This window comes from Moorella glycerini, assembly GCF_009735625.1.
GTDB lineage: Bacteria > Bacillota > DSM-521 > Neomoorellales > Neomoorellaceae > Neomoorella > Neomoorella glycerini.
In genome coordinates this window covers 2,850,537-2,872,070 of the sequence record NZ_CP046244.1, presented here as the reverse complement: position 1 = coordinate 2,872,070, position 21,534 = coordinate 2,850,537, and the positions used below count along the sequence as shown (strand labels likewise).

Sequence of the window (21,534 nt, the reverse complement as noted above, 5' to 3'; positions counted from 1 at the left end):
GAGTACTCATAATGACGCATGAAGTCTGCGGTGGTAAAGGCAGGGAAGCTACCACGGCTTGCCCGGTTTGTGGTACAAAGGGGCAAAAAGTACCGGGGATAACGGTAGCTAGTTTACTTAATACGGCAGTAGCGGCTTCTTTTAGCGATATCCGGTACAATTTATGCCTGTCACCATCATGTAACGTTGTCTACTATAGCGATAATGGTACCGTATTTACCAAGGAAAATGTCCGCGTGCCGGTCTGGTTTAAAGAAGAATCGCCCCGGATAATCTGCTACTGTAATAACGTTACGGATAGTGAGATATTGGACCACATAGTAACCAGGCAATGCTGCCACAATTTAAAGGACATCCGGGAACATACGGGTGCTAATGCCGGTCATGACTGCCTTACCAAAAACCCGGCCGGAACCTGATGTAGCCCGGCGGTGCAATCGGTGATTGCCCAGGGATTAGCTATGCGTGCTAACAAATAATCCGGTGCAGGCACCGGTTTATTTTTATTCCCACAGAAAAAATATCGCCGGGGATTTTGCCCTGACTTATATTGTCCTCTCTATTACTTAACATAATAATTATTATAGGAAGTTGTAGTTTCTACAGCTAAGTAATCTCTTTCATTTACCTGCTAATCTTTGAGCTGCAAAATACCGGGTACTGCCTCTGCCGGCTTTGTGAGCAGGATTTTAATTTCTGGTATTGCAGGACCCGTGCCTGGATTATCTGTTCTTGTAACGAACAGTTGTTTACAGGGTAAAAATATGTTAGGATTAAGTTATAGAATGAACCGGGAGGGATTGAGGTTGACGTCCGATTTAACGCCCAGGCAAGAAATGGTCCTTAACTATATCCGCCATTTTATCGATGTGCACGGTTACCCACCTACGGTCCGGGACATCTGCCAGGCTACTGGCCTGCGTTCAAGTTCTACCGTTCACGGCCATTTAAACCGGCTGGAGAAAAAGGGTTACATCCGCCGCGATCCCACCCGCTCCCGGGCCATCGAAATCCTTACCACCTACCCGGGCCCTTCCCATACCACTAGAAACATGGTTTCCGTCCCTCTGCTGGGCAAAATTACCGCGGGTCAGCCCATCCTGGCCGTGGAAAATATCGAAGAAGTCTTCCCTCTCCCCTCCGAACTGGCCGGGAGTGAAGACGCCTTTATGCTCCAGGTCCAGGGCGACAGCATGATTGAAGCCGGTATCCTGGATGGCGATTACCTCATTGTCCGGCCCCAGGACAGGGCCGAAAACGGTGATATTGTCGTTGCTCTCCTCGGTGACGAAGCTACCGTTAAATATTTCCACCGCTATGAAGACCATATAGAACTGGTCCCGGCCAACAGCCGCCTGCAACCCATTAAAACCCGGGAAGTAACCATCCTGGGTAAGGTCACCGGCCTTTACCGCCGTTTCTCCTGAAGCAAACCCCGGTTTACCATTTCCTGGACCGCCATCAGGAGGGCGACCCTGGTATAGGGATAGGCCTGTCCCCCCTGGAGGAAAACGGCATAGGGCGGCCGTAAGGGGCCATCGGCGCTGAGCTCAATGGAAGAGCCCTGGATAAAGGTCCCCCCGGCCATGATGACCTGGTCTTCATAACCGGGCAGCAGGGCTGGTTCCGGTACCGTAGTCGCCTCTACCGGGCAACCCTTTTGCAGCCCCTGGCAAAAGGCCAGCAGTGCTTCCCGCTGTCTCAGGATAATACATTGGACGATATCCCGCCTTCGTTCCCCGGGCAAAGGGTCAACGTCAAAGCCCAGGTCCTGGAAAAAGGCAGCCGCAACGATGGCTCCCGTAAGGGCCTCCCTGACTACCAGGGGAGCCAGGTATAAGCCCTGGTAATAAAGGCGTTTCTCAGTAAAGGCCCCCAGCTCGCCCCCCAGGCCGGGTGCGGTCAGGCGCGCCGCCACCTCCTCTACCAGGTCCTCCCGTCCCACTATATAGCCACCGCCCGGTGCCAGACCGCCGCCGGGGTTTTTAATTAAAGAACCCACCACCAGATCGGCCCCTATCTCACCCGGTTCCTGCTCCTCTACCAGCTCCCCGTAACAGTTATCGACCAGGCAGACGGTTTCCCGGTTGACCTCTTTAATGGTGCTGATTATCCGGTCCAGTTCCTGGATACCCAGGGAAGGCCGTAAGCTATAGCCCCGGGAACGCTGGATAAGGCACAAACGGGGCCGTATATCATCTACAGCCTCGGCCAGCTTTGCCAGGTCCGGACGGCCTTGGGTATCTAAGGCTACTTCGGCGTATTTTATCCCCCATTCCCTTAAGCTTCCCGCTACCCGCGGGCCCAGGCCGATGACCGTAGCCAGGGTGTCGTAGGGGCGGCCGCAGGCGGACAGCAGGGTGTCGCCTGGCCGCAAAAGGGCACTTAAAGCCAGGGTCAGGGCGTGGGTACCGGAAACAATCTGCGGGCGAACCAGGGCAGCATTGCCGCCAAAAAGGCTGGCAAAAAGCCGCTCCAGGGTGGAACGCCCCAGGTCACCATAGCCATAGCCCGTGGAATCCTGGAAATGGTACTCGTTTATCCCCTGCCTTTGAAAGGCCTGGAGTACCTTTAAGTGATTATAGGCGCTGACGGCATTTACGGCCGCGATTGCTTCCCGGCTGTCATTTTCGGCTGCCTCTAGCTTCGCTACCAGCCAGGGGGCAATGGGAAAAAACCTGGTTATATCTTTGTGCCAATCCAATTCTTAACCCCCGCACCTCAAACTACCGGGAGTTATTATAGCAGATCGGCGGTCCCCCGGGAAGATTGCTTTCCCCTTCCTTTACCCCGGCCGGCAGGGCCGGTCGCAACAGGTCTTCCCTTTCAATACTCATCAATTCCTGCCGGGTAAGGTTTTTCTTATTTACCAGCCGCAAGGCCTGGCGGCGCATGGCCCTTTCGATAATATTGCGCACCATGCGGGCATTACCGTTATAGCGGTGGCCCAAAAGGACTTCCCGGCGTAAAATCTTTTCTAGCTCCCCGGCAGCCGCTGGCGTAAGGATATATTGTTTTTCAGCCAGCATCACCTGGGCAATGGCCAGCAATTCCGGCACGGTATAATCGGGAAATTCCAGCTGGATAGGAAAACGGGAACGCAGGCCCGGGTTTGTCTCCAGGAAATAGTCCATTTCGTCTTTATAACCGGCCAGGATGAGAATCAGGTTCTCGCGGTAATCCTCCATACCCTTGACCAGGACGTCAATGGCTTCGCGGCCAAAATCCTTCTCCCCGCCCCGGGCCAGGGAATAGGCCTCATCAATAAAGAGTATACCCCCAATGGCCTTTTTTAGCTGTTCCCGGGCTTTGTGGGCCGTGTGGCCGATGTACTCCCCCACCAGGTCGGCCCGTTCTACCTCAATCAGGTGCCCCTGGGACAAGACGCCGAGTTCTTTGAATAACCGCCCCATCAGCCTGGCGACGGTACTTTTCCCCGTACCCGGGTTGCCTTTAAAAATCATGTGCAGGGTATTGGCGCTGCTCACCAGCCCTTCCCGCTGGCGCCGGCGTTGAATCTCGACAAAGGCCCTTAATTCCTTGATTAAACCCTTGACATTGTCCAGGCCGATCATTTTTTCCAGCTCGGCCATAACAGCATCCACCCGCCGCCGGCTGTTTAATTCATTATCCCCGCTGCCCCGGTCACGCTGGAGGGGGCGAATCAGGGCCCTGCTACTTCCTTTAGTGTTACTGGTGCCAAATTTAACCTGCAATTTTCTCACCCGCCCTCCCCTGCTCTCTTTATTTTATTTATACGCGCCACCGGGCCGGGTAAGAAAAAAGGCCGGTAGGAACCGGCCCTGCTATTTCTTTCCTGCTTAACTTTTGCGCTTAAAGGTAAAACAGTTGGTATCCTGGCTTTCGTCGGCATTAACGCCGACCACATCAATCTTTTCGGCCTTACAGTGGTTTCCTTCCGCCCAGTAAGTACAGGTATTGACGATACAGGTAACAGAGGGATAAAGTTCTCCCCCGGGCAGGAAGGTATTGCTCAAGAGGCCGCCCCAGTTGACATTATCCAGGGAGCCCAGCAGGTTGGCCAGCCCCCGGCGGGCATAAAAGGTCTTGCACTGGGTCTGTTCGGGATTCTGGGCCATCTTGCCCTCTTCTTCATGCATAATATCAATATTGCCTGCCGTACAGAGGTCGCCGTTCATCCAGTGGTTACAGGTATTTACTTTGCACTTTACTTTGGGTCCGGGCATATAAGATTCCTCCCTGGTCCTATTTTTTAACCTGGAACCGCAGATTATACCCGTCCCCTGGCTCCTAACCCATAGAAAAAACTCCCCGGTCCAGGCCGGGGAGTTCCGGGGGTGGTAAGTATTATTTGGCTTCCGCCTTGCTCTCGGCCATGAGATTAACCGGCCGGAAGGGCATGATGGTAGAAATGGCATGCTTGTAGATCATTTGTTGCTTGCCATCGGCATCCAGGACCACGGTAAAATTGTCAAAGCCCCGTACTACCCCTTTCAGTTGAAAACCGTTAACCAGGTAAATAGTGACGGGGGTATTGTCCCTGCGCAACACATTTAAAAACAAGTCCTGCAGGTTCCCTTGTGTTTTATTCATTTTGTACCCTCCAGGTTGGTATTTTTTGTTTAGTATAACCCTATTCTACATTAATATCAAGGTGTCCTGCAATATAATTAGCAATCTCTGCAGATATTTCCTCTATCCTCCCGGGGTCAACTTCCCACCAGCGCAGGCGTGTATCCCGCTTAAACCATGTCAGCTGCCTTTTGGCCAGGCGCCTGGTATTACGTTTCAAGAGGGCTACAGCTTCCTCCAGTTTCATCTCACCGCGGACGTAAGCGCCAATTTCCTTATAGCCCACGGCCTGGAGGGCTGGCAGGCGGTAATCATATCTGGCCAGTAAGCCTCGGACTTCCTCTACCAGCCCCCTGGCTATCATGGCATCGATCCGGTTTTCTATCCGGCGGTAAAGTTGCGGCCTGGGCATAGTCAGGGCAACTGCCGCCAGGTGGTAAGGCGTTTCTTGCCGTCGCCGCCATTCTAAGGCCGCCGAAATGGGCTTGCCTGTCATGATATAAACTTCCAAAGCTCTAACCAGCCGGCGCCGGTCATGGAGGTGAATCCGCCGCGCCGCTTCCGGGTCAACTCTTTTTAACTGTTCATAAAGGTATTCATTACCGCGGCGCCGCGCCTGTTCCTCCAGATGTTGCCGGATTTTTTTGTCCCCGGGCATGGGAGTAAAAAGGTAGGGATCGACTACCGCCTGGTAATAAAGGCCCGTTCCCCCTACCAGCAGGGGCAGTCGCCCTCGTTGGAGAATGGACGTTACCGTTTCCCGGGCCAGCCTTTGAAAATTAGCTACACTAAAGGGCTCGTCCGGATTAACAATGTCAATTAAATGATGGGGTACGGGTACTCCGTCAGGGCCCACCCGTTCTGCCGGCGTTAATTTGGCTGTGCCAATATCCATACCCCGGTAAACCTGGGCGGAATCGACGGAGATTATTTCCGCCTTCAGCCTGGCAGCTACCTGCAGGGCTATGGCCGATTTACCGGTAGCCGTGGGCCCGACGATGGCCGCCAGAGGTTCCTTGGCAGTCAAGTTTTTACATCCTCCATTTACGCTAAAGGCCGGTGAAAATAACGGGCGATGGTGGCCTGGTCCAGGCGGACCACTGCCGGCCGGCCATGGGGGCAGGTATAAGGCTGGCTAAGGCCCTGCAGTTCTTCCAAAAGCTTTTGCATCTCTGCCCCACTGAGGGGGTCCCCGGCTTTAATAGCCCCATGACAGGCGATGAGCTTCAGGAGCCTTTCCCCTGCCAGTAGATGATCGCCGGCCAGGAAGTCCTCCAGGACTTCCCTTTCTTTGCCCGGCGGTACACCTAAGGGCACCGACCGCAGCAAAAAGGAATTGGCGCCAAAGGTTTCAACTATAAACCCTAGCTCCCGCAAGGTCACAATCTGGTCAATGAGTTTCACCGTCATGGCCGGGGCCAGGTGTAAGGTCAGGGGGGGCTCCAGCATCTGCGCCGGCCACCTGCCGGAGTTAACCCGTTTTTGCAGGCTTTCAAAGCGACAGCGTTCATGGGCCGCGTGCTGGTCAATGATATAAAGGCCATCCTTGCCTTCAGCCAGGATGTAGGTATTAAGTAGCTGGCCTATGGCCCTTAAGGTTGGCAGGACCTGGCCGCCGGCTGCCACTGGTTCCGTTTTTAAGTCGCTCCGGGCATCAATTTCCTTATCAGGTTTTACCTCCTGTACTTCTTCAACCTTATCTACCCTTTTTTCCTCTGCCAGGGGCCTTTCCCTTAATATATATTCTCCCCAAAACCGGGCTTCTTCTTCCTTTCTCTGGAAACTAAAATCTTGCTGGAGGGCGACCGGCCCGGTTGCCTTTCTTCCCTCCAGCCGGCCCGCGGTTACTGGCGTGACGGCCCGGGGAGTATGCAGGGCCCTGTTTACCAGGGCGGCTACCTGCCGGGCCAGCTCGTATTCCTGCTGGAAGCGTACCTCCAGTTTGGCCGGGTGGACATTGACATCCACCAGGCGGGGGTCTATAGCCAGTTGCAGGATAAAAAGGGGATGGCGGCCGCTGGGAATAACGGCCTGGTAACACTCCTCCACGGCCCGGGTTAGGACGCGGTTAAAAATATAGCGGCCGTTAACAGTTAACACCTGCTGGCTGCGGCCGGCCCGGTGTAACCAGGGCGGCGAGATGAAACCCTTCATGGTCCAGCCTGCACCCTCTCCTGCCAGGGGCAGTAATTCCCGGCCTGTTTCCAGGCCGTAAAGGGCCGCCACCACCGCCTGTAAATCACTATTACCCGGGGTAGACAGCAAGCGCCTGCCCTCCAGGTGGAGACTAAAGGCTACTTCCGGGTGGGCCAGGGCCAGCTTTTCTACAGCAGCAACAATGGCGCGGGCCTCGTTAGCCGGTTTCTTTAAGTACTGCCGCCGCGCCGGAGTATTAAAAAATAAATCGGTCACCGTCACCGTGGTACCGGGGGGGCAGCCGGTTGCAGTAACCTCCGGCTCCCCGCCGCCGGCAATCCTTACCCTGGTACCGGCAGTCTCTCCCGGGGGCCTGGTATCCATTTCTACCCGGGCCACGGCGGCAATACTGGGTAAAGCTTCACCCCGGAAGCCCAGGGTGGTAATCCCCGTCAGGTCGGTGGCCCGGCGAATCTTACTGGTAGCATGGCGGGCAAAGGCCAGGGCAGCATCCTCCCGGTTAATCCCCCAGCCGTCATCCCGGACACGGATTAAGGTGAGGCCGCCCCCTTTAACTTCAATGGTAATATGCCGGGCAGCGGCATCTAAAGAATTTTCCACCAGCTCTTTGACCACCGAGGCCGGCCTTTCGACTACTTCCCCGGCGGCGATCTGGTTGGCTGTGTCGGCATCCAGGATGGCTATCCTGGGATAAAGTTCACCTGTCAAAGGATCATCCCCTGCTTATTTTTGCTATTTCCGTCCCCTGCTGGTGGAGCTGCCGCTGCCAGCGGAAAATCTGTTCCATGGCTTCCAGGGGCGTGGCGGCCATCAGGGCGAAACTCGCCAGCTCATGTAAAACCTGTTTTTCAATGCTGGTCAGTGTTATGCTCTTTACCGTTTTCACGGCAGCCCGGACTTCACCACCGGGTTGCTGTTCTAAAAGCTCCTGGGCACGCTTGAGCACCGCAGGGGGTAAACCGGCCAGGCGGGCCACATGGATACCATAGCTTTTATCGGTACTGCCGGGAACAATGGTGCGCAGGAAGGTAATCTCTTCCCCCTCTTCCCGGACGGCTACGCAGTAATTTTTTACCCCGGCCAGCTGCCCTGCCAGGGTTACCAGTTCGTGATAGTGGGTGGCAAAGAGGGTGCGGGCGCCGGTGACATCATGTAAATACTCCGTGACCGCCCTGGCAATACTTAAACCGTCGGTAGTACTTGTCCCCCGCCCTACTTCATCCAGGATGACGAGGCTCCGCCGGGTAGCATGGCGCAATATGTTGGCCACTTCCTGCATCTCGACCATAAAGGTGCTCTGGCCGGCAAAGAGGTCATCGGCGGCGCCCACCCGGGTAAAGATCCTGTCTACCACCCCAATCCTTGCCCTGCAGGCCGGCACAAAGCTGCCGATCTGGGCCATAAGGACGATTAAAGCCACCTGGCGGATATAGGTGGATTTGCCGGCCATGTTGGGGCCGGTAATAATATGCACCCGCTGTTCCTGGTCCAGGTAAGTGTCGTTGGGTACGAAGCTACCGTGGGCCCCCACCAGTTCCACGACCGGGTGCCGCCCCTGCTCGATCTGGATAACCATGCCGGTATCTACCTGGGGGCAGGTATAGTTATGATCCACGGCCACAGTAGCCAGGGAAAGGAGGGCATCCAGGACCCCCAGGGCCCGGGCCGTGCGCTGGATGCGGGGCAGCACTTTCAGCACTTCTTCCCGGAGGGCTTGAAAAAGCTCATACTCCAGCTGGACCAGTCTCTCTTCGGCTCCCAGCACCTGGCGTTCCAGTTCCTGGAGGCGGCTGGTAACAAAGCGCTCAGCGTTGGCCAGGGTCTGTTTGCGCTCATAATCGGCCGGTACCTGGGGTAGATTCGGCCGGGTAACCTCTATGTAATAACCAAAAACCCGGTTATAGCCTACCTTTAGCGACTTGATCCCCGTCCGTTCCCTTTCTTCAGCTTCCAGGCTGGCTATCCATTCCCGGCCATGCTCTGCCGCCTGGCGCAAATGATCAACCTCGGCGTTATAACCGGGCCGGATAATCCCTCCCTCATGGATACCAACCGGCGGGTCATCGACGATGGCCCGGCCCAGGAGGTCCACCAGATCCGCCAGGGGATCCATCTGTTCCCTAATTTTAAGTAAAAACCTGGCCCGGACACCTACCAGTAACTCCATAACTTCCGGCACCACCGCCAGGGACCCCCTTAAGGATTGGAGGTCCCGCCCGCCGGCCGTACCATAAGCCACCCGGCCAGCCAGGCGCTCCAGGTCCCGTACGGCCTGTAAGGCTTCCCGTAACTCCTGGCGCAGGATAAAACCGTCCACCAGTTCCGCCACGGCCTCCTGGCGAGCCTTAATGGCCTTGACATCCACCAGGGGCTGGTCCAGCCAGCGCCTGAGGGTGCGGGCTCCCATGGCGGTGACCGTTTTATCCAGGACCCAGAGTAAAGAACCCTCTCGCTTTTGCTCCCGACCGCAGGCTACCAGCTCCAGGTTGCGCCGGGTGGCCTGGTCGAGGACCATACGGCTGGTGGAAGCTGCCGGTGCCGGGGCATCCAGGTGGGCCAGGGAGCTATGCTGGGTAGCCTGCAGGAAGGATAGGACCATGGCTGCGGCCAGGCCGGCTGCCGGCGGTAATTCCACCTGGTCCACTTTATCCTTACCAAAGTGGTCGGAGAGCGCCTGCCGGGCATCTGCGGGGTCAGCTGCCGGGGCCCAGCTGGTAATTACGCCCCGGGTATAGAGCTGCAGGCGCCGGCAAAAAGAAGCATCGGTGGCCAGTTCAGGTGGCAGTAAATACTCCGCAGGCATCAGGCGTACCAGTTCGTCAAGCAATTCTTCCAGGCCCGGGCAAAGGGTAAATTGAAATTCACCGGTGGAGGCATCGGCCCAGGCCAGGCCTAAATTACCGCCCTCACCCACGATGGCCGCCAGGTAATTGTTGCCCCTGGCCGGCAGGGCTTTTTCGTCAATTATAGTCCCTGGCGTAACCACCCGGGTAACCTCGCGCCGGACCAGGCCTTTGGCCTGGCGGGGATCTTCCATTTGTTCACAGATGGCTACTTTATAGCCTTTAGCTATCAGGCGGGCTAAATAGCTATCGGCAGCGTGGTAAGGAACCCCGCACATGGGAGCCGCTTCCTTGCCGCCCCGGGAGGTTAACACCAGGTCCAGTTCCCGGGATACCACTTCGGCATCCTCGTAAAACATCTCATAGAAATCGCCCAGGCGGAAAAAAAGGATGCTGTCGGGATACTGGGATTTGATCTGGCGGTATTGTTCCATCATGGGTGTCAGGGCCTGTCCTTTAGTCACAGCTGATTTCCCCTTTTAATAACCACGTCTGGGCTTGGGTTAGCCGGACATTGACCAGCTTGCCGGTTAAGTTCTGGTCGCCAGGGAAGATAACCAGCTTGTTGGTCCGGGTGCGCCCGCTTAACCGGGAAGGATCCGTTTTACTCGGCCCTTCCACCAGCACCTCTATTTCCTGCCCCACCAGGGCTTCGTTTTTGGCCAGGCTGATCTGGTTCTGGAGTTCCATTAAACGCTTTAAGCGTTCTTTCTTTACTTCCAGGGGCAGTTGTCCGGGCAGGGTAGCCGCCACCGTACCTTTACGTGGCGAGTACATAAAGGTAAAGGCATTATCAAACTGTACCCTGGCCACCAGGTCCAGGGTCTCCCTAAAATCCTCTTCCGTTTCGCCGGGAAAACCGACAATAAGGTCGGTAGTCAGGCTAATTCCTGGCATATGCCGGCGTAAAGAGGCGACCAGCTCCAGGTAATGCTCCCTCGTATAGCCCCGGTGCATGAGTTCCAGGATACGGTTGCTGCCGGCCTGGACGGGCAGGTGCACATGCTCGCACACCTTGTCCAGGCGGCTGATGGTCTCCACCAGCCGGGGAGTAAAATCCCGGGGGTGGGAAGTCACATAGCGAATACGTTTTAATCCTTCAATGGCGTTAACCCTGGTTAACAGGTCGGCAAAACCAATTTTCTCCTCTAAATCACGCCCGTAGGAATTGACATTCTGGCCCAGCAGGGTTACCTCAATAACCCCCTGGTCAACCAGGTCTTTGATTTCTTTTAATATATCTTCTGGCCGGCGGCTCCTCTCCCGGCCGCGGACATAGGGCACAATGCAGTAGGTACAAAAATTATTGCAGCCATAGGTAATGGTTACAAAGGCCTGGGCGCCGCGGGCCCGGCGCCGGGGCAAATCTTCTCCTATCGCGCCTTCCTCTTCCCGGACAGCTACCCGGGGCTGGTGCAGTTCTCTGATTTCCTCAATCAGCCGGGGCAATTCAGCCAGGTTATGGGTCCCCAGGAGCAAGTCGACATAAGGTGCCTGCTGGCGGATCTTTGCGGCCGCTCCGGGCTGCTGGACCATACAACCGGCTACGGCAATTACCAGGTCTGGATTGGCATTTTTCAGTCTTTCTATCTGGCCCAGTTTACCGTAGACTTTATTCTCAGCCTTTTCCCGCACGCAGCAGGTATCAAGGACAATGACATCAGCATCTGCCTCGTCAGCAACTGGTTCATAACCTGCAGCCTGGAGGAGGTCGGCCATCATTTCGCTGTCCCTTTGATTCATCTGGCAACCGTAGGTGATAATCTTAAAGGTTTTCCCTTGACCCGCCAAACTTGAACCCTCCGGAAGTATAGAATGTAACTCCTTTTTATTATACATTTTCCTGGCCCTGGCTACAAATAATCCCGGCCTTTTTGCCTGGCCGGGATGGAGGACCTGTTAATGCAGGTGCTTTTTGTCATCCTCTGGTTTATTATCTGCCAGCATTTGCTGCAACTCCTCAACCTGGTCTTCACTGACCAGGTCTTCAATATTTAAGGTATAGGCTGCCACCTTTTCAGTGATATAGAGGGGTGCGTTGGTCCTGAGGGCCAGGGCAATGGCGTCGCTGGGCCGGGCATCAACTACTATCTCTTTATCCCCCTGACGGAGGTAAAGTTCAGCATAATAGGTACCGTCGCGTATATCCTGGACCAGAACCTTTTTGACCTCCACTCCCAGATTCTCACACAGGGAGCGTAACAGGTCGTGGGTCAGGGGGCGCGGTGTCAGGATGCCCTGCAAGGCCAGGGCAATAGCCTGGGCTTCAAAGGGACCCACCCAGATGGGCAAAACCTGAGTTCCCTCCTGGTCGCTCAGTAACACTACCGGGCTCAAGCTCTGATCCAGGACTATCTGTTTTACCTTCACCGGTATGAGCATTATCCCCACCCCCAATAAGATTATTATTCGGCCAACCTTCAAGCCATTCTATTCCCACAGGTTTAATCCGGTCACCGGGTCATAGACCCGCTCCGGCGGTGCCGGGAGCTCAATTTCCTCAATGAAAACTTCCCCGGCATAAACAATGGTTCCCGGCAAGAGATGCCCTCCGTGAATTTTTCCTTCGCGGTCGAGGAAAGTGACGTGGGCATGGACAAAGGGTTTACCATCTTTCAGGGAAACATTGCCCAGGCCGTTTAAAATTTCCATAAGCTGGTCCATTTCCATGGTTATAAAACGCTTTTCCTCTACTAAATAGTATCCTATCTTGGCCTTTAGAACGCTACCCAAAAAGTTAATGGAACCGAAACGTACATCCTCTTCCGCAACTATACCCTGCAGGGCTTCCAGGAGATCGCAGCCATAGGCCAGGCGATAGGCCAGTTGCCGGCCGGACCTGCCTTCCAGCTTCTTAACATATAAGTTCGCCATTTTTTCCAATCCTCCTGCTGGAAAGGTTGTCGATATATATGTGTCTTTTCAACTTAAAGACCACATTGCCATTTATACCTTTTAAATCTTAATCAGGTTATATTCTCGCGTTCCCAGGCCCATCTCCTCAGCATATTTTAAGAGGGGGGTACCGTCATACCCACTGATGGCCAGGAATTTATCTTTAACGCCCTCGTGACCGTCCAGGCGGGTTCCCGGCAGGGCCGGCTGGGCATTGGCCAGGTCGAAACTAGCCTGGTCCAGGGCCACCGGGTCCCAGGAAGCCAGGATGCCGACATCGGGGATAATGGCGGCGTCATTCCAGGAGTTACAATCGCATTCGGGAGCCACGTGGGTCACAAAGTTAAAGAAGACGCATTTGTTCTCTTTATCCTTGAGGGCTCCCCGGGCAAATTCTACAATCTTTTCCTGCAATACTACCGGGTCGCTTTTAAAGCTCGCTTTAATAGCCCTTTCCGGGCAGGTAACGGTACACTCACCGCAGCCAATGCACAGCTCAGCATTGATGCTGGCTTTTTCATTTACGGTAATGGCTCCTGCCGGGCACCAGCGGCGGCACCTGCCGCAGCCGATACATTTTTCTTCCTGGACTTCGGGTAGAACATCGCTATGCATCATCTGCTTGCCGCTCGGGCTGCCGCAACCCATGCCCAGGTTCTTAATAGTCCCGCCAAAACTCGTCAATTCATGGCCTTTAAAGTGGCTCATGACCACCATGCTGTCGGCGTGGTAAATGGCGCTGCTGATTTTAACCTGCTGGAAATGCCTGCCGTTAACCGGTACCTCATAATAATCCTTGCCTTTCAAGCCGTCGGCTATGATCAAGGGAGCACCGGCCACAGCATAGGCAAAACCGTTTTCAATGGCCGTCTGTAAATGGTCGACGGCGTTGGAACGGGAACCTACATAGAGGGTATTGGAATCCGTAAGGAAAGGTTTACCCCGGCTGGCTTTCACCAATTCCACCACCCGACGGGCAAAAACTGCGTTAATATAGGCCAGATTCCCCCTTTCGCCAAAATGGATTTTGATGGCTACCAGGTCCTCCGGGGCGATGGCCCTTTGAAAACCGGCTTTACGCCATAAAGCGGCTACCTTGTCCACGAGATTCTTCCCTTTTTCTGTCCGCATATCAGCCCAGAATACTTCTGCCGCCATTGCTTCCACCTCTTCCCAATTTATGCATTTTTTGCTTTCTTTCTGAACCTTCCAGGAGAACCAGTTCGACATATTTAACTTACATTCTGGCCGGGAGGTCTCTGGGAACCAGCAGTAGTAATTTAATGCCCCTACCTTAAATCCGGTAGTTGGGAGCCTCTTTGGTGATCATGACGTCATGGGGATGGCTTTCCCTCAAGCCCGCCGGGGTAATGCGGATGAAGCGACCTTTAGCCTGCAACTCGGCAATACTCCTGGCACCGCAGTAACCCATACCGGCCCTCAGGCCCCCCACCAGCTGGAAGATGGTTTCCGCCACGGGGCCTTTATAGGGTACCCGGCCTTCAATGCCTTCCGGTACCAGCTTTTCCGCTTCTTCCTGGAAATAGCGGTCTTTGCTGCCCTCCTTCATGGCAGCCAGGGAACCCATACCGCGGTAACTCTTAAAACTGCGGCCCTGGAAGATTTCAATTTCCCCGGGGCTTTCTTCCGTCCCGGCCAGCAGGCTGCCGATCATGACCGTACTGGCCCCGGCAGCAAGGGCCTTGGTAACATCGCCGGAATATTTAATACCCCCGTCGGCAATCACCGGTACACCAAAGGGAGCTGCCGCCTGAGCACATTCGATAATGGCCGTAATCTGAGGCACACCAATGCCGGCAATAACCCGGGTGGTACAAATGGAACCGGGGCCAACGCCCACCTTGACGGCGTCAACACCAGCCTCACACAGGGCCCGGGCCCCATCAGCTGTGGCCACATTACCGGCTATTAGTTCTACTGCTGGAAAGGCGGCCTTAATCCGGCGGACAGTCTCCAGCACACTCCGGGCCTGGCCATGGGCCGTGTCAACGACGATGGCGTCTACCCCGGCCCCTACCAGGGCTTCTACCCTGGCCATGGTATCGGCTCCTGTTCCCACAGCTGCCGCTACCCTGAGGCGCCCCCTCTCATCCTTGGAGGCCAGGGGATATTTGCGCGTCTTCTCGATGTCCTTAATGGTGATTAACCCTTTCAGGTTATAATCGTCATCCACCAGAGGCAGCTTTTCAATCTTGTAGCGGCGTAAGATTGCCATGGCCTCGCTCAAAGTAGTGCCCACCGGGGCGGTCACCAGGTTTTCTCTGGTCATGACTTCCCTGATGGGCCGGTCATAATTTTCCTCGAAGCGGATATCCCGGTTGGTAATGATACCCACCAGCTTGCCATTAACCGTAATGGGTACCCCGGAAATATGATAGTGCTCCATTAAAGCTACGGCATCCCGTACCTTATGGTCCGGTGTCAGGGAAATGGGATCGGTGATGACCCCGTGTTCTGAGCGTTTAACCCGGTCAACTTCTTTGGCCTGGCGTTCAATGGACATGTTCTTATGGATAACCCCGATGCCGCCTTCCCGGGCCATACTGATGGCCATCCTGGCTTCGGTTACGGTGTCCATGGCGGCGCTTACCAGGGGGGTATTGAGGCGAATATGGCGGGTGAAATTGGAACTGATATCCACTTCCCGCGGTAAGACTTCCGATTCACCCGGAACCAGCAGGACATCATCAAAGGTCAAGCCTTCCCCAATAATCTTATCCATTGTCAAGGTTAAGCCCCCTTAAATCAGGACCAAATTATTGCTTAATTATACCATAAGTCCGGCTGGCAGTACCAGCCTCCTGTCAGGGTAAATCGTTGTCAAGTTACTCCTGATTCCAGGCTATTATATCTGAAATTAGTTCCCCGGGAAATATAAAAAATAGCCGGGAAACCCGGCTAATCCTGCCCCATAATGGAATGAAGCCCGTAACGTTCAAAATGGTCCCGCAGGCGAAAAATAACCTGGGAATCCACCCCGAATTCGGCTGCCAGTTCGGTATCTGAGCGGTTGGCAGCCAGGCCGGCCAGGAAGCGGTCAAAATCTATCCCGACCTCAGCAGCCATTTCCTTTAAGCCAGGCCGGGTGCTCCAGGGCGCTCGCGAGGGCTTGAAGGTAGGTTCCACGGCAAACACCTCCTGGAGGTAGTTTGCCTTAAAGGGTATCCTTTTACCCCGGACTGATTATAAAACACCACTGCCGTCGGGCCCGCCCAGGGTTTCCAGGTGGTGGGTATCGTTTAAGAGCACCAGGATGTGCTTATCGTCATAACAATCGACAATACTGACCCCGGTATTGTCCAGGCGAAAGCGCCAGACAGCAGTTAAATCCAGTCCCAGGATGGCACAAATAAGGGTCCTGAGGCTGCCGCCGTGGGCTACCAAAAGTATGCTGCACCCCTTTTCCTGCTGTACGATCCCGTTAAAGGCTTCCCAGACCCGCGCCTTGACCTGCTGGAAACTTTCCCCGCCGGGTACAATCCTGTTACCCGGATCCTGCCGCCATTCTTCCCACTCGCGGGGGAAACCCGCGATTATCTCCTGGTAGGTCAGGCCTTCCCAGGCGCCAAAGTTTATTTCCCGTAAGCCCGTAACTGTATTCACTTCCAGGCCATGGGGAGCAGCAATAGTAGCCGCTGTTTCCCGGGCGCGGCTGAGATCGCTGCTGTAAACACCATCCAGGGAAATATGGCGAAAACGCTCGCGCAACAATTCTGCCTGGAGCCGGCCTTTTGAGCTCAAAGCCACATCCGAATGCCCCTGGTAGCGCCCCGAGTTGTTCCACTCCGTTTCACCATGGCGGACCAGGTAAACCCTTGTACCCTGCAATTAACTCTCCTCCACCGCTTTCTCTAAAGCTGCCAGCAGCTTCTGGTTGGCCCCCCGCTCACGTACGGCCACGCGAAAATAGGCCGGCCCCAGGCCGGGGAAAGAAGAACAATCGCGAATTAAGATGCGTTCCCGGGCCAGGTGCGCTGCCAGCCGGGGAACCGTCAGGCCGCTGGCGGTAATATCCGTCAGGATAAAATTAACTTCGGGATGATAGGGCCGGAATCCTGCCAGCCCCGCCAGCCCATGATAAAGATATTCTTTTTCCTGCCTGATTAATTCCCGGGTCGCCTCTAAATACTCCATGTCGGCCAGGGCCACAGCACCGGCTATCTGGGCCAGGATATTGACACTCCAGGGGTCCCGCCGGGCTTCCAGCCTGGCTACCAGTTCTGGATGGGCCACCCCGCAGCCCAGGCGCAGCCCCGGCAGGGCAAAAATCTTGGTCAGGGAGCGTAAGGACAATAATCCCTCCCTGGCAGCCGCCCGGCTGCCCAGGGAAAGTTCCGGCCAGTTGGGGACGAAATCGAGGAAGGATTCGTCGATAACAAGAAAAACGCCACGCCGCCGGCAAAGTTCAACAATTTCTTTTAAAACTGCTTTCTCCAAGAGCTGGCTCGTAGGGTTATTGGGGTTGCATAAAAAGGCGAGATCTACTCGCGCCAGGTTTTGCCGCCAGCGGGCTATATCCAGGGCAAAGAAAGAAGCCGGGTCAAGTTCCATCGTCACCACTTCGGCCCCGGCAACTAAAGCGGCGCGGCGATATTCGCTAAAGGTTGGCTCCGGGATAAGGACGCGGCGAGGCTTTAAAGCCTGGCAGATGAGATAGATCAATTCTGTCGCTCCATTGGCGGCTATAACTGCGTCCGGGTCTACCTGCAGGTAAGTAGCCAGGGCTTTTTTTAACTGCCGGCACTGGGGATCGGGGTAACGCTGGATGGCCTGCAGGTTTTGTTGCAAGGTTTTGAGGACCCCGGCGGGCGGCCCCAGGGGGTTGACATTAGCGCTGAAGTCCAGTATTTCTTCCGGCTGCCAGCCATATTTTTCTACCGCCCCCTGCCAGTCGCCGCCATGAACCGGCCTGGCTAGCTCCCTGCCGCCGTTACCTGCTTGCCCGTAAGCCATGGTTCACCCCCGGTTTCCACTCCACCACCGGTCATAGTGGCCCGGATAAAATGTACATAGGGAAAGACTGCCCGGATTTGTCTTTCCAGCTCGTCGATGTCTACTTCTCCAGGTCGATAGAGGATACCCGCCACCGTGCCGCTGTGGGCCGCATTTACCCCCAGGGCTCCCAGGCCGGTAGCCAGCTCCACCAGGGTTTCCAGTTCCGGTTTATAGAGAATCTTTTGGTTGGCCAGGGCGCTTAAAGTGGCACCCCGGGCAATTAATTCCGGTCGCCCGCAGGCCAGTCCCTCCCGCACCAGGGCCACCGCCTGGCGGACAGCCCCTTCCCTGGCCTGGTTTAAAGTCATTAGATCCCGGCGCTGGTTAAAGAGGACGGTATCAACCGTACCCCCCAGATCGACGATTAAAATGGCCAGGGGCGGCGGTTCCCCCAAACTTTCCCAGAATTCGCCCCGGAGGTGATCAAAGAGGACAATGCCCGGCAGGAAGGTACCGTCACTCGGTTCAATGGCCAGGGCTATCCTTTTAATCTCTTCCAGGGATAGTTCTGCCCCCAGGGCCCCGGCCGTAGCTGCGGCTGCCGCCGCCACATCGGCCGTACTGCTGGCCAGCCCCTTGCCGGGCGGCAGGGGGTTGTTTATGGCCAGCCGGGCGCCCCACTGCTTCTCTCCCAGCCGGGCCATGGTCAGGCGTGCTGCCGCCAGGGCCTTGCTCTTTCCCGGTGGACCCTGAAAGCGGCCTCCTGGGATCAAAGTTACAGTCGCTTCGGCACTGATATTAATCGGGCAGGTAATGAGGAAATATTTACCGTCAACCATCCCCTGGACCAACTCGCCGCAGGCACCACGGGCCTGGGCTACTCCCTGCATGGCTTTCCCCCCCTTACCACGGCCAGAAAAAATAAGCTGCCAGGACAAAGACCTCGGCTATTTCGGCCAGGGCACCGTAGGTATCGCCGGTCAGGCCCCCCAGGAGCCGCCTGACCCAGTTGCACCAGCCCAGGGACACCAGACCCACCAGCAACAGGTAAACCAGACCCGGTAGCCCCATAATTAACCAGCTCAGCAGGACGGTTATCAGGGTGGCTATACTCAAGCTCCGGCGGCCCCGGCCGGCCTTGAAAAGGGTGCCCAGCCCTTCTTTACGGGCATAGGGGAAACAGGTCAGGGCCGGTACCATGGCCCAGCGGCTCAAGACAGGCATCAGCAACAGCAGCGGCGGTAGCGGCAGCCCGGCCAGCCAGAGGTGCCCGGGCGGCAGGGCCGTTAACAGGCTGTATTTTACCACCAGCAGGGTAACGACTGCCGTTACGCCGTGGGCACCCACATGGCTGTCTTTCATGATGGCCAGGATGCGTTCCCGCTCCCGGCCGGAAAAAAGGCCGTCCATGCTGTCGATAAAGCCGTCCAGGTGCAGGCCGCCGCTTAAGAAAACCGCCAGGGCCAGGACCAGGCCGGCCCGGGCGGAAGCGGGGAGCAGGTAACTTAAGGCCTGCCAGACCCCGGCAAGGATTAACCCTAAAAGCAGCCCTACCAGGGGAAAATAAGCGACACTCCTTTGCCAGGCATCCGGAGAATTATCCCCGCTGCTTAAACGGATACGCGTCAAAAACTGGAGGGCGGCAAGGAAGGCATTGAGCTGGCCTTTCAACTGTCGAGCGCCCCTGAAACGCCGGCCTGGCTGAAGGTAGCCATCTCGTGGTAGATCTTAATGGCTGCCTCGATCATGGTCATCCCCAGGGCGGCCCCGGTACCCTCGCCCAGGCGCATCTGCATGGTCAGCATGGGCTTGAGGCCCAGGAGTTCCAGGGCGGCAGCATGCCCGGGTTCTTCGGAAAGATGGGAGGCCAGGATGTATTCTTTGGCCCCCGGTGCCAGGCGGGTGGCCACCAGGGCGGCAGCCCCGGAAATAAAGCCGTCGATAAGCACCGGTACCCGGGCGGCTGCCCCGGCCAGGATTACCCCGGCCATACCGGCAATCTCCAACCCCCCTACCTTGGCCAGGACATCCAGGGGATCTGCAGGGTTGGGGCGATTTACTTCCAGCCCCCGGCGAATGGCATTAATCTTTAGCTGCAGGCGTTGATCATCAATTCCCGTCCCCCGGCCGGTAATTTTCTCTACCGGCAGGCCGCTGAAGGCGGCCAGAATGGCCGTGCTGGGGGTGGTGTTGCCGATGCCCATCTCACCAATGCCCAGCAGTTCGCTGCCGGCGGCAATTTTCTCATTGGCAACCTCGATACCGACTTCCAGGGCGGCAATGGCCTGCTCCCTGATCATGGCCGGGCCCCGGGCCAGGTTGGCGGTACCGGGGGCTACTTTTCTTTTCAGTAAACCCGGGAGGTCCGGCAGTTCCGCGGCCACACCAATATCCACCAGGACCAGTTCTGCCCCGGCATGGCGAGCCAGGACGTTAATGGCCGCCCCGCCGCTGGCAAAGTTCAGCACCATCTGGGGTGTAACTTCCTGGGGGAAAGCGCTGACTCCCTCAGCTACTACACCATGGTCCCCGGCCATGAGGATATGGGTCTTGCGGGATAACCGGCGCGGCACTTCCCCTTTAATCCCGGCCAGCTGCCGGGCAATTGTTTCCAGAGTCCCCAGGCTTCCCGGTGGTTTGGTGAGATCGTCTAGGTGGGCCTGGGCCCTGGCCATGGCCTCTTCATCCAGGGGTTTAATGGCGGCCAGGGTCTGGTTTAATAATTGCACGAAGCATTCCTCCTCCGCTGGGTTCTGTATCTCCGGCAGGCTGCCAGGAAATTTAACGCGGCCTGCTGGTTGCCCAGGAAATGTAAATGTAAATAAGAAGCCAGTAGCCTGGGGGTAGCGTAGCCTTCATGGTACTCGCCACCCCTGGCGTACCAGGTATAGGCAGGGGGGAAGTCTCCTGCCATGCCGGTCAGCAGCGAATAGTGGAACTCGTGTCCCCGGACTGGATCTCCTTTCTTACCCAGGAGGTTATCCTGGTATAAGGTGGCTTCCCGGTAGCCCAGGCCGGCGAGTTTGGTCTGCATCTGGCAGTCGGCCGGGACTATCCCGGCTAGTTTCCAGGTCCGCCCCTCCAGGTCGGTTATCCCCCGGGTCAAGTACATGAGGCCGCCACACTCGGCATAAACCGGCATGCCCCCAGCTACCCGCCGGCGCAGGTCGGTAAGCATAGGCTGGTTGCCTGCCAGGGGCTCCAGGAAGATTTCCGGAAAGCCACCGCCGATAATCACCCCGGCAGCTTCCCCCGGCAGTGAAGTATCATATAAGGGACTGAAGGTTATGATTTCGGCTCCCAGGGCTGCTAAATAATCCAGGGCATCCTGGTAGTAAAAGCTGAAGGCCTCATCCCTGGCGACGGCCACCGGCACCGGCCCGCCGGCCTGCAGGGCTGCCGCGGCAAAGCTCTGGCTCCCGCCGGCCGGTAGGGGGCCGGCCTTTGTGGCCAGGGAAACAACCTCTTCCAGGTTGATACCGGCAGCCACGGCAGCAGCCAGCTCTTTTAAAACCGCTTTTAATCCCTGTTGCTCTCCGGCCGGGATCAGCCCCAGGTGCCGGGAGGGCAGGGCCGGTAATGCCCCCCTTTGCAGCCAGCCAACCACCGCTATGCCGGTATAATCTTCAATGGCCCGGCGGAGCAGTTGCAGGTGGCTTTCATTGCTGACCCGGTTGAGGATCACCCCGGCCAGGTGTACCCCGGGATCGAAGGCCCGGTAACCCAGGACTTCGGCAGCTACACTCTGGCCCAGGGAGGTTGCGTCCACAACCAGGAGGACCGGGGCGGCCAGCAGGCGAGCTATGGCAGCCGTACTGCCGCTGCCGCTACTCCTGTGGCCGTCATGAAGGCCCATGACACCCTCAATAATGGTTATATCAGCCCCGGCAGCAGCCCGGGTAAATGCCTCCAGGACGTTTTCCCGGGACATTAAAAAGGTGTCCAGGTTGCGGGAAGGCCTGCCGGTGGCCAGGGTATGGTAGCTGGGATCGATGTAGTCGGGACCAACTTTAAAACCCTGGACCTTGAAGCCCCTGGCAGCCAGGGCCGCCATTAAACCGGTGGCGATACTCGTTTTGCCAACTCCGCTGCGGGTGCCGGCAATAACAATCCGCTTGTGGCTCATGCA

21 protein-coding genes are annotated in these 21,534 nt (G+C 56.5%); 2 read left to right on the top strand and 19 right to left on the bottom strand.

Annotated elements, in window-relative coordinates; translation table 11 throughout:
- Positions 1 to 11 precede the first annotated feature (11 nt).
- Together MGLY_RS14370 and lexA are read left to right on the top strand one after the other, a co-directional pair.
- Positions 12 to 419: a (2Fe-2S)-binding protein gene (locus tag MGLY_RS14370; RefSeq protein ID WP_156274922.1), complete on the top strand. Its 408-nt coding sequence runs from the start codon at positions 12 to 14 to the stop codon at positions 417 to 419.
- 387 nt (positions 420 to 806) lie between these two features.
- Positions 807 to 1,427: a transcriptional repressor LexA gene (gene lexA, locus MGLY_RS14365; protein WP_153018406.1), complete on the top strand. Its 621-nt coding sequence runs from the start codon at positions 807 to 809 to the stop codon at positions 1,425 to 1,427.
- Here lexA and MGLY_RS14360 read toward each other — a convergent pair.
- The 19 genes from MGLY_RS14360 to MGLY_RS14270 all read right to left on the bottom strand — a co-directional run bounded on the left by MGLY_RS14360 (position 1,409) and on the right by MGLY_RS14270 (position 21,531).
- Positions 1,409 to 2,704: a methionine gamma-lyase family protein gene (locus MGLY_RS14360; RefSeq protein ID WP_156274920.1), complete on the bottom strand. Its 1,296-nt coding sequence runs from the start codon at positions 2,702 to 2,704 to the stop codon at positions 1,409 to 1,411. The genes lexA and MGLY_RS14360 overlap by 19 nt on opposite strands.
- A 22-nt stretch (positions 2,705 to 2,726) precedes the next feature.
- Positions 2,727 to 3,716 (bottom strand): AAA family ATPase, encoded by a 990-nt coding sequence (locus MGLY_RS14355; RefSeq protein ID WP_156276496.1) that lies wholly within the window; start codon positions 3,714 to 3,716, stop codon positions 2,727 to 2,729.
- A 105-nt stretch (positions 3,717 to 3,821) separates the two neighbouring features.
- Positions 3,822 to 4,208, bottom strand: coding sequence for a DUF1540 domain-containing protein (locus MGLY_RS14350; protein ID WP_156274918.1), 387 nt, complete (start codon positions 4,206 to 4,208; stop codon positions 3,822 to 3,824).
- A 121-nt stretch (positions 4,209 to 4,329) separates the two neighbouring features.
- Positions 4,330 to 4,575 carry an RNA chaperone Hfq gene (gene hfq, locus MGLY_RS14345; RefSeq protein ID WP_062285448.1) on the bottom strand — a complete coding sequence of 82 codons (246 nt, stop codon included), beginning with the start codon at positions 4,573 to 4,575 and terminating at the stop codon, positions 4,330 to 4,332.
- A gap of 40 nt (positions 4,576 to 4,615) precedes the next feature.
- Positions 4,616 to 5,581: a tRNA (adenosine(37)-N6)-dimethylallyltransferase MiaA gene (miaA, locus tag MGLY_RS14340; RefSeq protein WP_156274916.1), complete on the bottom strand. Its 966-nt coding sequence runs from the start codon at positions 5,579 to 5,581 to the stop codon at positions 4,616 to 4,618.
- Between the two features lie 17 nt (positions 5,582 to 5,598).
- Entirely contained in the window at positions 5,599 to 7,419 is a 1,821-nt protein-coding gene (mutL, locus tag MGLY_RS14335) for a DNA mismatch repair endonuclease MutL (protein ID WP_156274914.1), read from the bottom strand.
- A 4-nt stretch (positions 7,420 to 7,423) separates the two neighbouring features.
- Entirely contained in the window at positions 7,424 to 9,991 is a 2,568-nt protein-coding gene (mutS, locus tag MGLY_RS14330; RefSeq protein WP_170291238.1) for a DNA mismatch repair protein MutS, read from the bottom strand.
- A 19-nt stretch (positions 9,992 to 10,010) separates the two neighbouring features.
- Positions 10,011 to 11,393, bottom strand: a complete 1,383-nt coding sequence (miaB, locus tag MGLY_RS14325; protein WP_156274911.1) for a tRNA (N6-isopentenyl adenosine(37)-C2)-methylthiotransferase MiaB — start codon at positions 11,391 to 11,393, stop codon at positions 10,011 to 10,013.
- A 60-nt stretch (positions 11,394 to 11,453) separates the two neighbouring features.
- Positions 11,454 to 11,936, bottom strand: a complete 483-nt coding sequence (locus MGLY_RS14320; RefSeq protein ID WP_156274908.1) for a bifunctional nuclease family protein — start codon at positions 11,934 to 11,936, stop codon at positions 11,454 to 11,456.
- A gap of 48 nt (positions 11,937 to 11,984) precedes the next feature.
- Positions 11,985 to 12,428, bottom strand: a complete 444-nt coding sequence (locus MGLY_RS14315) for a PPC domain-containing DNA-binding protein (protein WP_156274906.1) — start codon at positions 12,426 to 12,428, stop codon at positions 11,985 to 11,987.
- An 81-nt stretch (positions 12,429 to 12,509) separates the two neighbouring features.
- On the bottom strand, positions 12,510 to 13,607 hold the full coding sequence (locus MGLY_RS14310) for a DUF362 domain-containing protein (RefSeq protein WP_156274904.1): 1,098 nt from the start codon (positions 13,605 to 13,607) through the stop codon (positions 12,510 to 12,512).
- A 136-nt stretch (positions 13,608 to 13,743) separates the two neighbouring features.
- Positions 13,744 to 15,192 (bottom strand): IMP dehydrogenase, encoded by a 1,449-nt coding sequence (guaB, locus tag MGLY_RS14305; protein WP_170291237.1) that lies wholly within the window; start codon positions 15,190 to 15,192, stop codon positions 13,744 to 13,746.
- 176 nt (positions 15,193 to 15,368) lie between these two features.
- A complete protein-coding gene (locus MGLY_RS14300) occupies positions 15,369 to 15,596 on the bottom strand; it encodes a helix-turn-helix domain-containing protein (protein WP_156274900.1) in 228 nt (75 codons plus the stop codon).
- A gap of 57 nt (positions 15,597 to 15,653) precedes the next feature.
- The gene (gene cobC, locus MGLY_RS14295) at positions 15,654 to 16,298 is read right to left on the bottom strand and encodes an alpha-ribazole phosphatase (RefSeq protein ID WP_156274898.1); all 645 of its coding nucleotides are present in this window, start codon (positions 16,296 to 16,298) and stop codon (positions 15,654 to 15,656) included.
- A complete protein-coding gene (gene cobD, locus MGLY_RS14290; RefSeq protein WP_156274896.1) occupies positions 16,299 to 17,423 on the bottom strand; it encodes a threonine-phosphate decarboxylase CobD in 1,125 nt (374 codons plus the stop codon). It lies immediately after the preceding gene.
- Complete coding sequence (locus MGLY_RS14285; protein ID WP_156274894.1) at positions 17,384 to 18,295, bottom strand: GHMP family kinase ATP-binding protein; 912 nt, start codon at positions 18,293 to 18,295, stop codon at positions 17,384 to 17,386. The genes cobD and MGLY_RS14285 overlap by 40 nt, the downstream gene beginning before the upstream one ends.
- Before the next feature lie 13 nt (positions 18,296 to 18,308).
- Positions 18,309 to 19,076, bottom strand: coding sequence for an adenosylcobinamide-GDP ribazoletransferase (gene cobS, locus MGLY_RS14280; protein WP_156274892.1), 768 nt, complete (start codon positions 19,074 to 19,076; stop codon positions 18,309 to 18,311).
- Positions 19,073 to 20,134, bottom strand: coding sequence for a nicotinate-nucleotide--dimethylbenzimidazole phosphoribosyltransferase (cobT, locus tag MGLY_RS14275; RefSeq protein WP_156274890.1), 1,062 nt, complete (start codon positions 20,132 to 20,134; stop codon positions 19,073 to 19,075). The genes cobS and cobT overlap by 4 nt, the downstream gene beginning before the upstream one ends.
- Positions 20,122 to 21,531, bottom strand: coding sequence for a cobyrinic acid a,c-diamide synthase CobB (locus tag MGLY_RS14270; protein WP_156274888.1), 1,410 nt, complete (start codon positions 21,529 to 21,531; stop codon positions 20,122 to 20,124). Before MGLY_RS14270 ends, cobT begins: the two co-directional genes overlap by 13 nt.
- Positions 21,532 to 21,534 lie beyond the last annotated feature (3 nt).

Excerpts from the sequence above, each read along its gene's own strand:
- MGLY_RS14370 (WP_156274922.1), top strand. The coding sequence starts at position 12 with ATGACGCATGAAGTCTGCGGTGGTAAAGGCAGGGAAGCTACCACGGCT.
- MGLY_RS14350 (WP_156274918.1), bottom strand. The coding sequence starts at position 4,208 with ATGCCCGGACCCAAAGTAAAGTGCAAAGTAAATACCTGTAACCACTGG.
- hfq (WP_062285448.1), bottom strand. The coding sequence starts at position 4,575 with ATGAATAAAACACAAGGGAACCTGCAGGACTTGTTTTTAAATGTGTTG.
- mutS (WP_170291238.1), bottom strand. The coding sequence starts at position 9,991 with ATGATGGAACAATACCGCCAGATCAAATCCCAGTATCCCGACAGCATC.
- miaB (WP_156274911.1), bottom strand. The coding sequence starts at position 11,393 with ATGTATAATAAAAAGGAGTTACATTCTATACTTCCGGAGGGTTCAAGT.
- MGLY_RS14320 (WP_156274908.1), bottom strand. The coding sequence starts at position 11,936 with ATGCTCATACCGGTGAAGGTAAAACAGATAGTCCTGGATCAGAGCTTG.
- MGLY_RS14315 (WP_156274906.1), bottom strand. The coding sequence starts at position 12,428 with ATGGCGAACTTATATGTTAAGAAGCTGGAAGGCAGGTCCGGCCGGCAA.
- MGLY_RS14310 (WP_156274904.1), bottom strand. The coding sequence starts at position 13,607 with ATGGCGGCAGAAGTATTCTGGGCTGATATGCGGACAGAAAAAGGGAAG.
- guaB (WP_170291237.1), bottom strand. The coding sequence starts at position 15,192 with ATGGATAAGATTATTGGGGAAGGCTTGACCTTTGATGATGTCCTGCTG.
- cobD (WP_156274896.1), bottom strand. The coding sequence starts at position 17,423 with ATGGCTTACGGGCAAGCAGGTAACGGCGGCAGGGAGCTAGCCAGGCCG.
- MGLY_RS14285 (WP_156274894.1), bottom strand. The coding sequence starts at position 18,295 with ATGCAGGGAGTAGCCCAGGCCCGTGGTGCCTGCGGCGAGTTGGTCCAG.
- MGLY_RS14270 (WP_156274888.1), bottom strand. The coding sequence starts at position 21,531 with ATGAGCCACAAGCGGATTGTTATTGCCGGCACCCGCAGCGGAGTTGGC.